This is a genomic window from Paracoccus marinaquae (assembly GCF_018860165.1).
GTDB classification, from domain to species: domain Bacteria; phylum Pseudomonadota; class Alphaproteobacteria; order Rhodobacterales; family Rhodobacteraceae; genus Paracoccus; species Paracoccus marinaquae.
Window position 1 is genome coordinate 1 of record NZ_JAHKNG010000064.1, and the last position, 11,755, is coordinate 11,755.

The 11,755-nt window shown below is 65.0% G+C and carries 10 protein-coding genes and 1 tRNA gene; 2 read left to right on the plus strand and 9 right to left on the minus strand.

Annotated elements, in window-relative coordinates; all coding sequences use genetic code 11:
• Positions 1–18: 18 nt before the first annotated feature.
• From KNW02_RS19165 to KNW02_RS19205, 9 genes are all read right to left on the minus strand, one after another.
• Complete coding sequence (locus tag KNW02_RS19165; RefSeq protein WP_216034800.1) at positions 19–909, minus strand: hypothetical protein; 891 nt, start codon at positions 907–909, stop codon at positions 19–21.
• Between the two features lie 203 nt (positions 910–1,112).
• The gene (gene arsH, locus KNW02_RS19170; RefSeq protein ID WP_348524788.1) at positions 1,113–1,826 is read right to left on the minus strand and encodes an arsenical resistance protein ArsH; all 714 of its coding nucleotides are present in this window, start codon (positions 1,824–1,826) and stop codon (positions 1,113–1,115) included.
• Positions 1,819–2,238 carry an arsenate reductase (glutaredoxin) gene (gene arsC, locus KNW02_RS19175; RefSeq protein ID WP_216034801.1) on the minus strand — a complete coding sequence of 140 codons (420 nt, stop codon included), beginning with the start codon at positions 2,236–2,238 and terminating at the stop codon, positions 1,819–1,821. The genes arsH and arsC overlap by 8 nt, the downstream gene beginning before the upstream one ends.
• Positions 2,235–2,909: an aquaporin gene (locus KNW02_RS19180; RefSeq protein ID WP_284438407.1), complete on the minus strand. Its 675-nt coding sequence runs from the start codon at positions 2,907–2,909 to the stop codon at positions 2,235–2,237. Before KNW02_RS19180 ends, arsC begins: the two co-directional genes overlap by 4 nt.
• Positions 2,909–3,760, minus strand: coding sequence for a metalloregulator ArsR/SmtB family transcription factor (locus KNW02_RS19185; RefSeq protein WP_348524789.1), 852 nt, complete (start codon positions 3,758–3,760; stop codon positions 2,909–2,911). The genes KNW02_RS19180 and KNW02_RS19185 overlap by 1 nt, the downstream gene beginning before the upstream one ends.
• 67 nt (positions 3,761–3,827) lie before the next feature.
• Positions 3,828–4,823, minus strand: a complete 996-nt coding sequence (locus KNW02_RS19190) for an ABC transporter permease (protein ID WP_216034803.1) — start codon at positions 4,821–4,823, stop codon at positions 3,828–3,830.
• Complete coding sequence (locus tag KNW02_RS19195; RefSeq protein WP_216034804.1) at positions 4,816–5,823, minus strand: ABC transporter permease; 1,008 nt, start codon at positions 5,821–5,823, stop codon at positions 4,816–4,818. Before KNW02_RS19195 ends, KNW02_RS19190 begins: the two co-directional genes overlap by 8 nt.
• 25 nt (positions 5,824–5,848) lie before the next feature.
• Positions 5,849–7,540 (minus strand): peptide ABC transporter substrate-binding protein, encoded by a 1,692-nt coding sequence (locus KNW02_RS19200; RefSeq protein WP_216034805.1) that lies wholly within the window; start codon positions 7,538–7,540, stop codon positions 5,849–5,851.
• Between the two features lie 71 nt (positions 7,541–7,611).
• Positions 7,612–9,315, minus strand: a complete 1,704-nt coding sequence (locus KNW02_RS19205) for a peptide ABC transporter substrate-binding protein (protein ID WP_216034806.1) — start codon at positions 9,313–9,315, stop codon at positions 7,612–7,614.
• 265 nt (positions 9,316–9,580) lie between these two features.
• Between KNW02_RS19205 and KNW02_RS19210 the strand changes: the two genes are divergently transcribed.
• Positions 9,581–11,413: an ABC transporter ATP-binding protein gene (locus KNW02_RS19210; RefSeq protein WP_216034807.1), complete on the plus strand. Its 1,833-nt coding sequence runs from the start codon at positions 9,581–9,583 to the stop codon at positions 11,411–11,413.
• A gap of 77 nt (positions 11,414–11,490) precedes the next feature.
• A tRNA-Gly gene (locus KNW02_RS19215) sits at positions 11,491–11,564 on the plus strand.
• The last annotated feature ends 191 nt before the right edge of the window (positions 11,565–11,755 follow it).

An 11,755-nucleotide genomic window follows, 5' to 3' on the forward strand; every position in this document is an offset into this window, starting at 1 on the left:
AGCAGGTCCTCCGGGCGCTCAACGCCTTTCAGCAACTCGTCCAGAATTTCCTTGGAGATCGTCATACATGCTTCCTTTCGGTGAAGCATGGACCCGATCAATCATACACAAAAGATCGGACACTCCCAATGTCCCCGGCACAAAGCATGGCCGAAGCAGGTCGCGCTGCTTGTTGAACGTCTCACGGTTCTTCGAAACGTCAGCGAAGTTTTCGGAAACCTGAATGAGAACCCCGTTTTCGTCACGCCACGCCCTATGCGCCCGGCCAATCACTCCCTCTGCATCGTATGTGCCCGCCCATTCTGGGCCGAAGTAATTGGCCCACGAGAGTTCTGGCAGATAGGTGAACTGACGTGGAAAGGTTCGCCGCCGCATGTCTGGTCTGACAAGGTTTCCATCGGAGGCCACGCGAGCAGTGAAGGCGATCTCACCCGCAACAGGTCCATCGAAACTCAGGTAATCAAGTCTCTTGACTTCTTCGGGTGGAAAGCAGTGCAGCATGCCATAGGCAGGCTTCAAGACAGAGCATAACTTGCTGAAAAGTTGAAGCCAATCAACGCTACCGGCCATCTTGGCGGAAAGCTGGAATGTCGAAGAGGCGTCACGCCCGGAAAGATCCCCGTGGGTCACTGTTCCTGTGCTTGCCAGCGATGTCTTGCGCCGCCAAACTGGGCCGAATTTGAACTCGGTGGCTGCCCCCTCTATCTTGGTTGTGACGTCGATAGACCAATAACGGCTCCACGTTTCTCGATCCGCCACGGGTATGTTCACAGGTTCGTGCCAGTTGACGAACTCTGGCTGTAGCTTCCCCCCAAACTCCAGGAGCAGTTCATAAACAGCAAGTCCAGTGTCTACCGAGGAAATGTCTTCATAGGTTGTGATGCCGATAGCAATTTTTGGTTGTTTCAAATCTTCGCCTCGCTGCTGTCACTGCACCGTAGGTGATTTGGATTGTCGGGTCCAACGGCGGCTATGGGCTCTTGACGACACCGCCTTAACCTGATGTCGGCAAGTTTGAAATGCCGCGGCGTTCCTGGCAGGACTGAGCGGCAAATGTCGTGAGACAGTGGTGGTCAACCCCCCGCGATCTTGCAGCGGCGCCCGGCCTCTGCTCAGACCGCCTGTGACTGGTTCACCCGCGCCGACAGGGCGGCGTGGCTTTCGACGCGTTCGGAATAGCGGTCGACCAGATGATCGCGGATGTCGCGGGTCAGCAGGGTGAAGCGCATCAGTTCCTCCATCACATCGACGATGCGGTCGTAATAGGCCGAGGGCTTCATGCGGCCCTGATCGTCGAATTCGTCCCATGCCCTGGCGACCGAAGACTGGTTGGGGATGGTCAGCAGCCGCATCCAGCGGCCGAGGATGCGCAGCTGGTTCACGGTGTTGAAGCTCTGGCTGCCGCCGCAGACCTGCATCACCGCCAGCGTCTTGCCCTGGGTCGGGCGGACCCCGCCGAGGGAGAGCGGGATCCAGTCGATCTGGGTCTTCATCAGCCCGGACATGGCGCCGTGGCGTTCGGGCGAGGACCAGACCAGGCCCTCGGACCAGCCGACCAGATCGCGCAGTTCGGCGACCTTGGGGTGATCGGCGCCGGTCTCGTCGACCAGCGGCAGGCCGTGCGGGTCGAAGCTGCGGGTTTCGGCGCCAAGCGCGGTCAGGATGCGGGCGGCCTCTTCGGCGGCAAAGCGCGAAAAGCTGCGGGCGCGGAGCGAGCCGTAGAGCAGCAGGATGCGCGGGGCATGGCTGCTGCGGCCTGCCGGGAACAGGCGGGCGTGGTCCGGGGGCAGGAAGCAGTCGGGCTGGACATTCGGCAGGTCAGTCACGGATTTCGCCCCTTTCGTTCAGGATCATCTGGCCGTCCTCCTTGTAAAGCGGACCGGATGGCAGCTTGTCCAGCAGCGGCAGCACGGTTTCCGAGGGGCGGCAGAGGCGGATGCCCTTGGGCGAGGCGACGATGGGGCGGTCGACCAGCACCGGATGGGCCAGCATCGCGTCAAGGATCGCTTCGTCGCTGGTGCCCGGTTCCAGCAGGCCCAGTTCGGCGACGGGGGATTTCGTCCCGCGCAGGGCCTCGCGCGGGCTGAGGCCGGCCGCCGCAAACAGCGCCAGAAGCTGCGGCCGGGTCCAGCCTTCGGTCAGGTAGTCGATGACCACCGGCTCGGTCCCCGAGGCGCGGATGATCGCCAGCACGTTGCGCGAGGTGCCGCAGGCAGGGTTGTGATGGATGACGATCATGCGGTCTCCCTGCGGGCGGGCGCGTAGAGCCAGGCGAAGACGGCCCCGGCAAGGGTGGCACCGATTAGTTGCGCGACGATGAAGCCCGGCGCATCGGCGGGGCGGATGCCCGAGAAGCTGTCGGTCAGTGCCCGCGCGAGGGTGACGGCGGGGTTGGCAAAGCTGGTCGAGGCGGTGAACCAGTAGGCGGCGGTGATATAGAGGCCGACCAGTGCCGGCACGACCTCGGGCCGGAGGCGCAGCCCGCCGAGGATGGCGCCGATCAGGCCGAAGCTGGCCACGGCCTCGGCGATCCACTGGCCGCTACCGGTGCGCGGCGTGGGCGACGGGGTCCAGAGCGGCATCTCGAACATGGTATGGGCGAGGCCGGTGCCCAGCAGGCCGCCGCTGATCTGGGCGGCGACATAGGCCAGCGCCACCCCCGGCGCCAGCGCCCCTTGCAGGGTGAAGACCAGCGTCACCGCCGGGTTGAAATGCGCCCCCGAGACCGGCCCCAGCATGGTGATCAGCACGATCAGGATGGCGCCGGTCGGGATCGTGTTGGCCAGAAGCGCCAGCGCCCGGTCGCCGGTCAGCGTCTCGGCCATGATGCCCGAGCCGACCACGGCCGCGACAAGGATGCCGGTGCCCAATGCCTCGGCGAACAGGCGGCGGTTCAGATCATAGCCCATCAGTCCTGCGCCCGCCCGATCCTGTCGAGTTCGGCCTGCAGCGATTTCCGTTCCAGCGTTCCGACCGGCAGGCTGGCAAAGGCCGACAGCCGTGTCGCCAGCATCTTGTGGGTGCGGTTGAAGGCGGCCGCCTGTTCGGCGTCGTTGCCGCCGACCGCTGCCGGATCGGGCAGGCCCCAATGCGCGCTCATCGGCTGGCCGGGCCAGACCGGGCAGACCTCGCCGGCGGCGCTGTCGCAGACGGTGAAGACGAAATCCATCTTCGGCGCGTCCGGGCCGGCGAATTCGTCCCAGCTTTTCGAGCGGATGCCGCTCAGGTCATGGCCCAGCCGGTCCAGAAGCCGGAGGGTGCGCGGATTGGGCCGGCCGGCGGGGTGCGAGCCGGCCGAGAAGGCGCGGAAACGCCCCGACTCGTCGGCGTTCAGGATCGCCTCGGCGATCAGCGAGCGGGCGGAATTTGCGGTGCAGAGAAACAGCACGTTGAAGGGGGCGTCGCGCATCCTGTCGTCCTTTGATGGGTAGGGAAGCGGAGAGGTGATGAGGCTGTTGATGGCGGGGCGACAGATGGCCGGATTACCGCCGCAGCAGTCGCTGAGCAGGTAATCGACCAGGTGCCGCATGGTGGTCAGATCGGCGAAATAGCGGATCGAACGGCCCTCGCGCCGCCGGGCCAGAAGCCCGGCATTGCACAGCACCGACAGATTCGCCGAAAGCGTGTTCTCGCGCACCTCCAGCGCCTCGGCGATCTGGCCGGCGGCCATGCCCTCGCCCCCCGCCCGCACCAGCAGGCGAAAGACGGACAGGCGCATGGGCTGCCCGAGGGCGGTGAAACAGTCGAGGGCGCGATTCATTTCCATATTTCGACAATAATGGAAATGTCAGGTGCTGAAAAGCCCCGCCCTGCAAAGCCCCCGCATCTCAGCGGCCGCGGATGCGCGGGTCCATGGCGTCGCGCAGCCCGTCGCCGATATAGTTCACGCACAGCACCGTCAGCGAGATCAGCACCCCCGGCAGGATCACCCGGCTGGGATAGAGCACCATCTGATCGACCGCATCAAAGAGCAACCGCCCCCAGGTCGGGAAATCAGGCGGAAAGCCGAGGCCGAGGAAACTGAGCGCGCTTTCGGTGATGATCGCGGTGGCGATCCCCAAGGTGGCCGCGACCATGATCGGCGACAGCACATTCGGCAGGATGTGGCGCAGGATCATCCGGCGCGGCGGGGTGCCGATGGATTTCGCGGCCAGGATGAACTCGCGTTCCTTCAGGCCCAGCACGTCGCCGCGCACGATCCGCGCCGCCTGCATCCAGCTGGTCGCGCCGATGGCCGAGACAATGAGGATGAAGATCCCCATGGCCGGCCCGAAATTCTGCGACAGGGGCTCGCGGAACAGCGTCACCATCAACAGCAGCAGCGGCAGCAGGGGCAGCGCCAGGAACAGCTCGGTCAACCGCATCAGCGGCGCGTCGAGGCGGCGGAAATAGCCCGAGACCAGGCCGATGAAGCTGCCCAGCGTGACCGCGATGATCATCGCCGTCAGCCCGACCGCGATCGAGACACGCCCGCCCGCCATCAGCCGGGCCAGCATGTCGCGGCCCAACTGGTCGGTGCCCAGGGGATGGGCGGCGGAAAAGCCCGAATTGCGGGCGCGGATGTCCACATAGGTCGGGTCGATGGTCCAGAGATAGGGCCCGACCGAGACGAACAGCAGCACGCCGACAAACAGCACCAGCGCCACCATCGCGCCCTTGTGGCTGCGGAACTGCCGCCAGACATCGCGCCACTGGCTGCGGGTCTCGCCGCCGGCATGGACCGGATCGTCGGGCGGCAGGCCCGAGACCACCGCGGCGGCGGCGGCGGTCGCGTCGACCTGCTCGGCCGTGTCGAGGGCGCGCTGGCGGTCGGTCTCAGTCATAGCGGATCCTCGGGTCGAGAACGCCGTAGAGGATATCGGCGATGAGGGTGAAGACCACGATCAGGATGGCGAAGAGGAAGGTCACCGTCAGCACCATCGGGATGTCATTGGCGTAGATGGCGGTGATCAGCAGCTGGCCGATGCCGTTGATCTTGAAGACCTGCTCGGTGATCAGCGCGCCGCCGAAGACCGTGGGCAGGCCCAAGGCGATCACGGTGACGACCGGGATCAGGCTGTTTCTCAGCACATGTTTCAGCACCACCGTCCTTTCGCTCAGGCCCTTGGCGCGGGCCGTGCGGACATAGTCCTGCCCCAGATTGTCCAGCATCGAGGCGCGCATGAAGCGGCTGATCTGTGCGGCGTTGAACAAGGCGAGGACCGTCACCGGCATCACCATCTGCCGCACCTGCGCCAGAAAGCTGTCCCAGTCGCGCACCTGCAGCGTGGTGTCATAGACCGAGGGGAACCATTGCAGCTTGACCCCGAAGACGATGATCATCACCACGCCGGTGAAGAACGTGGGCATCGAAAAGCCGATCATCGACACGAAGGTGCCAAGCTGGTCGATCCACGAATATTGCCGGTAGGCCGAGATGATCCCGATCGGGATCGCGATCAGGACGGCGATGACATAGGACATGCCGACCACGATCAGCGTCTGCGGCAGGCGCTGCGCGATCACGTCGAAGACCGGGCTGCGGGACTGGAAGCTGATGATCCGCTGTGCGCCCTCGGCATAGCCGGTGCCGAAGACCTGGTCGAACCAGTGCAGCGGCTCGATCCAGAAGAACTGCTTCAGCCACAACGCATAGCGGATATACCAGGCCTGCCCGAGGCCCAGGGCCTCGCGCATCTTTTCCTTCACCTCGGGCGGGACGGTCAGCGGCACATCGCCCAACGGATCGCCGGGCGAGATTTCGAGCAGCAGGAAGATCACCAGCGAGATGAACAGAAGCGTCGGGACAGCCAGAAGCAGCCTGCGGATGGTAAAGTTCAGCATCGGCGCCTCCGTCCCGATCCTCGCGTCATTCGGCCCGCGACCAGTCCGCCACGTTCCACAGCGAGCCTTCCCAGCCGTTCGGGACCGTGCCCGCCAGCGAATTCGCCCGCGCCGAGACCATGCCGCGATGGATCAGGGGTAGCATGTAATGCCCCTCGATGGCCACGATATCGGCCATCTCGCGGGCGATGCGCTGACGCTCGGCCGGGTCGGAGGTCTGGTGCATCTGCGCCATCTGCTGGTCGAAGGCCGCATCGCAAAACCGCAGCGAGTTGCTGCCCTGCCACTGGCTTTCCGGGCTGGGGATGCTGGCGCAGGTGAACTCATCGAGGAACGAAGCCGGGTCGGGCAGGTAATAGGCGTCCGTGTACATCTGCGCATCGGCCATGAACCGGGCCAGCGAATCGGGATTGCCGGGATCGCCGCCGAAGAAGGACGAGCCCTCGACGGTCTTCAGCTCGGTCGCCACGCCGATCTCGGACCACCATTGCTTGACCATCGCCTGCACGTCCTGCCGCACCGCGTTCACCGTGGTCTGGAACAGGATCTCCAGCCGCACGCCGTCCTTTTCGCGGATGCCGTCGGCGCCGGCGATCCAGCCGGCTTCCTCCAGCACCGCCTTGGCGCCCTCGATATCCTGGGTCAGGCAGGTCACGTCCTCGCTGACATAGGCGGCGGGCACCGGGGTGATGGTGCAGGTCGGGCTGCCGGCGGGGCCATAGGTCAGTTCGGTCATCAGCGGCCGGTCGATGGCCATCGACAGCGCCCTGCGCACCGCCGGATCGGTCAGGAAGGGATGCGGATGGGCGGCAGAGGAGCGTTCCTCCGAGGGCAGCGACGAGGACGGGTTGCTCTGGTTCAGTTCGATCCGCTCGACCATGGTGCCGAAGCTGGCATAGACCGCGCCCTTGCCGGCGGCTTCCATGCGCTTGACGGTCTCGGGATCCAGTTGCAGGTTCCAGGCGAAATCGTATTCGCCGGTTTCCAGCACCGCCCGCGCCGCCGACATGGCATCGCCGCCGCCCTTGATGGTGACGGTGGCGAAGGCCGGCTTCTGGGGGTCGCGGTAATTCGGATTGGCCTCGAACTGCGCCACGTCGCCGGGAACGAAATTCGTCACCCGGAACGGGCCGGTGCCGATCGGCGCGAAATTCTGGTCGCTGCAACTGGCGCCGGCGGCACCGGTGCAGCCCTCGAACTGGGCCTTCTGCAGGATCGGGGTGCGGCCGCCGACAAAGGCCTGCAGCGGCACGAATTTCGGATAGGAGAAATTGATCTTCACGCTCAGCGGATCCAGCACCTCGACCGAGTCAATCCCGTCGAACTCGGCCAGCACGGCGCAGCCGAAATCGGGCGCCCGGCAGTAATCGGCGGTGAACTTGACATCCTCGGCGGTGAAGGGGCTGCCATCCGACCACAGGACATCGGGTTTCAGCTTCCAGATGACATGGCTGAAATCGGCCGCGATGCCGCCATTCTCCAGCGTCGGGATCTCGGCCGCAAGCTGCGGGATCAGCGAGCCGTCATTGGCGACCAGCGCCAGCGGCTCGATCACCATCGAGGCGGCGTCGATATCCTTGGCGCCGGTGGACAGATACGGGTTCAGCACCGCCGCCGCCTGCCAGTAGAGAACTTTCAGGTCGCCATCGGCGCCACGCTCGGCAAGGGCGGGGGTGGCGGCCAGAAGGGCAAAGGCTGATACGAGAGCTTTCGTCATCGGAGTGTTTCCAGATTGATGGTGTTGCCGGCAGGGCGGCCCTTTCGGGAAGGGCCGCCCCGTTTTGGGTCCTATTGGATGCGATACCAGTCGGACGCGTTCCACAATTCGCTGTCCCAGGTGTTCAGCTTGACACCGCCGAGGCTGTTCGAGCGCGCCGAGACCCGGCCCCGGTCGACCAGCGGCACGACCACCATGCTGTCCTTGGTCAGCATGTCGTTCAACTGCTTGGCCAGCGCCGCGCGTTCATCTATATTGCCGGTCTTGCCCAGTTCGCCGATCAGCCGGTCATATTCGGGATCGCAATAGCGGCTGACGTTCTCGCCCTGCCACTGGCTTTCCGGCGAAGGTGCCTTGTCGCAGGTCTGCTGGGCCAGATAGGCCTCGGGATCGGCGCCGTCGAAGTTGTTGGCATACATCTCGACATCGGCATAGAAGCGCTGGAACGTGTCGGGAGAGCCGGCGTCACCGCCGAAGAAGACCGAACCATCGACGGTCTTCAGTTCCGTATCGACGCCGATTTCCGACCACCACTGCTTGATCAGCGCCTGGAAATCCTGACGCACGGCGTTGACGCTGGTCTGGAACAGCAGTTTCAGCTTCATGCCGTCCTTTTCACGGATGCCGTCGCCGCCGACGGTCCAGCCGGCCTCGTCCAGCAGGGCCTTCGCGCCCTCGGCATCCTGGGTCAGGCACTCGGTATTGTCGGTGCTGGCATAGATCTCGGGCGCGGGCACCAGGTTGCAGGTGGCCCGGCCGGTCTGGCCATAGCCGATCTCGGTCAGCAGGTTGCGGTCGATGGCCATGGACAGCGCCCGGCGCACCCGTTCGTCCGACAGGATCGGATGGGGATTCTTGGTGGTGGACCGCTCGCCCTCGGGCAGATCGGGCGAGGGATCGGTCATGTTCACCATAATCCGTTCGACCAGCGTGCCGAAGGCGCTGATCAGCTCGCCCTTGCCGGCGGCCTCCATGCTGGCCAGCACGTCGGGCGCCAGCTGCAGGTTCCAGCCATAGTCGAACTCGCCGGTTTCCAGCACCGCCCGCGCCGCCGCCGTGGCATCGCCGCCGCCCTTCAGCGTGGCGGTGGCGAAGGCCGGCTTCTCGGGGTCGCGGTATTCGGGATTGGCCTCGAGCGAGATCACGTCATTGGTCTTGAACTCGGTCACCCGGAACGGGCCGGTGCCGATCGGATTGAAGTTCTGATCGGTGCAGGTCGAGGCGGCGGCGCCCGCGCAGCCCTCGAACTGGGCCTTCTGCAGGATCGGCGACTGCTGGCCCATATAGGGGCCGTAGGGATAGGGCTTGGGTTCGTTGAAGGTGACGACGATGGTCAGATCGTCCGGCGCCTCAATGGATTTCACGCCCTCGAACTTGGCCAGCTGCGCGCAGCCGCCATCGGGGTTCATGCAGTATTCGCCGGTGAACTTGACGTCGGCCGAGGTGACCGGCGTGCCGTCCGACCATTTCAGCCCTTCCTTCAGCTTCCAGGTGATGGTGGTCAGATCCGCGGACACGCCGCCATTTTCGACGGTCGGGATCTCCTGCGCCAGGAAGGGCACCATATTGCCCTTCTCGTCATAGCGGCCCAGCGGCTCGACCACCAGGCTGGCGGCCTCCTGATCCTTGGTGCCCGAGGACAGATAGGGGTTCATCGTCGAGGGCGCCTGCCAATAGATCAGGTTCACATGGCCGTCGCTGCCGCGCTCGGCCCAGGCTGCCGGGGCCAGCGCCAAAGCCGCCGCCGCGCCCATCAGTAAGGTTCTGGTTTTCATCAAACTCTCCTGTCGGGTATGGGAGCCCGCCGGGGCTTCGGCACGCGGATCGGCGCATGTCCCTGTCTTGTCTCGATCTTCCTGGCCTTTCGCGTGCCTGGCCGCGATTTTTTCCACCGCCGCCATCCCTGCGGAATGCAGCAGTTTCAAACCAAGCCCGTTGAGAAAGCAAGACTTATCGCGCGCCGTGGAAGCCGAAATTCCGGCTTTGACATTTGTCGCGCGAGGGTTAGCCTTCCCTCGGAAAAGAACCGGAGGCGCCCCGATGCTGGATGAACAGCCGCTTGTTTCCATCGAACGGCTGCGGGTCGAGTTCGAGACGAATGATGGCGTGGTCGTCGGCGTCAAGGATGTCAGCTTCGACATCAGGCCCGGCGAATGCGTCTGCGTGGTCGGCGAATCCGGGTCCGGCAAGTCGGTCAGTTCGCTGTCGCTGATGCGGCTGGTGGAATTCGGCGGCGGCACCATTGCCAGCGGGCGGCTGATGTTCGATCCGGGCGACGGCAGGATGATCGATCTGGCGCAGCAGCCGACGCCCGCCATGCGCGACATCCGCGGCAACCAGATCGGCATGATCTTCCAGGAGCCGATGACGGCGCTGAACCCGGTCTTCACCGTCGGCGACCAGTTGACCGAGGGGCTGATCACCCATCGCGGCATGACCCGGGATCAGGCCCGCGCCCGCGCGCTGGAGATCCTGAAACAGGTCCGCATCCCCGAGCCCGAGCGGCGGCTGGATCAGTATCCGCATGAACTGTCGGGCGGGATGCGCCAGCGCGTGGTCATCGCCATCGCCATGGCCTGCGAGCCGCGCCTGCTGATCTGCGACGAGCCGACCACGGCGCTGGACGTGACCATCCAGGCCGAGATCCTGGCCCTGATCGGCCGGCTGAAGAGGGAAAAGCAGATTGCCGTCCTGTTCATCACCCATGACATGGCGGTGGTGGCGCAGATGGCCGACCGGGTGGTGGTCATGTATCGCGGCGACAAGGTCGAGGAAGGCCCGGTCGAGCAGATCTTCGAATCCCCGCGCGAGGATTATACCCGGATGCTGCTGGCCGCCGTGCCGCGGCTGGGCGAGATGACCGGCAAGCCCGCGCCCGAGATGATGCGGCTGATGCGCGACGGCACCGTGGCCGAGCCGCAGCCGGTCATATCCGCCGATCCCCGGCCGCTGCTGAAGGTCAGGAACCTGACCACCCGTTTCGCGGTCAGGGGCGGGGTGCTGCGCCGCACCATCGCCAATGTCCACGCGGTCGAGGATGTCAGCTTTACCATCAATGCCGGCGAGACCCTGTCGCTGGTGGGCGAATCCGGCTGCGGGAAATCCACCTGCGGCCGCTCGATCCTGCGCCTGGTCGAGCCTGAGTCGGGCAGCGTCGAGCTGGATGGCGACAGCATCCTCGGGCTGTCGCCATCGGCCCTGCGCCACGCCCGGCGCGACATGCAGATGATCTTCCAGGATCCCTTTGCCAGCCTCGATCCGCACATGAAGCTTTACGATCAGGTGGCCGAGCCGATGCAGAATTACGGCATCGGCAGCCGGTCCGAGCGCGAGGACCGCATCGCCGCGCTGTTCGACCGGGTGGAACTGCCGCGCAGCTTCATGCGCCGCTATCCGCACGAGATGTCGGGCGGCCAGCGTCAGCGCATCGCCATCGCCCGGGCGCTGGCCCTGAACCCCAAGCTGATCGTCGCCGACGAGGCGGTGTCGGCGCTGGATGTCTCGGTGCAGGCGCAGGTGCTGAACCTGCTGATGGAACTGCAGCAGGATCTGGGCATCTCGATGCTGTTCATCAGCCATGACATGGCCGTGGTCGAGCGCGTCAGCCATCAGGTGGGCGTGATGTATCTGGGCCGGATCGTCGAGATCGGCAGCCGCCGTCAGGTCTTCGAGAATCCCCAGCACAGCTATACCCGGCAGCTGATGTCGGCGGTGCCGGTGGCCGATCCGCGCAACAGGATGATCAGCGAGGATCTGAACTTCCGCCCGATCCCCTCACCGATCCACCCGGTCGGCCATGTCGCCGGCCCCTCGGTCTATCGTGAAACCGACCCCGGCCATCGCGTGCTGATCGATCCGGTGACCCATTCCTGACACGCGCGGCCACGGCAACCTCGCGCGGCGGTTTGCGCTTGCAGCCGTCGCCCCGAACCAGTAGTCAGATCAGCGTCGCGGGTGTAGCTCAATGGTAGAGCGAGAGCTTCCCAAGCTCCAGACGAGGGTTCGATTCCCTTCACCCGCTCCAATTTTGCCCATCTAGTGGCAATAATCTCAATAACTTCCGCGGCATGGCTGTCGTTCCGGTGCGTATCGGCGTTGTTGCAGAACGCCGGTTTGAGCCGAGCTTGCGCCTTTCCCCCGCGATCTTAGGCGACGCGTTCGATCTCCGCTTGGCCGAGAGCGTTGAAGCGGTTCATGAGGGCAATGCGGATGTGG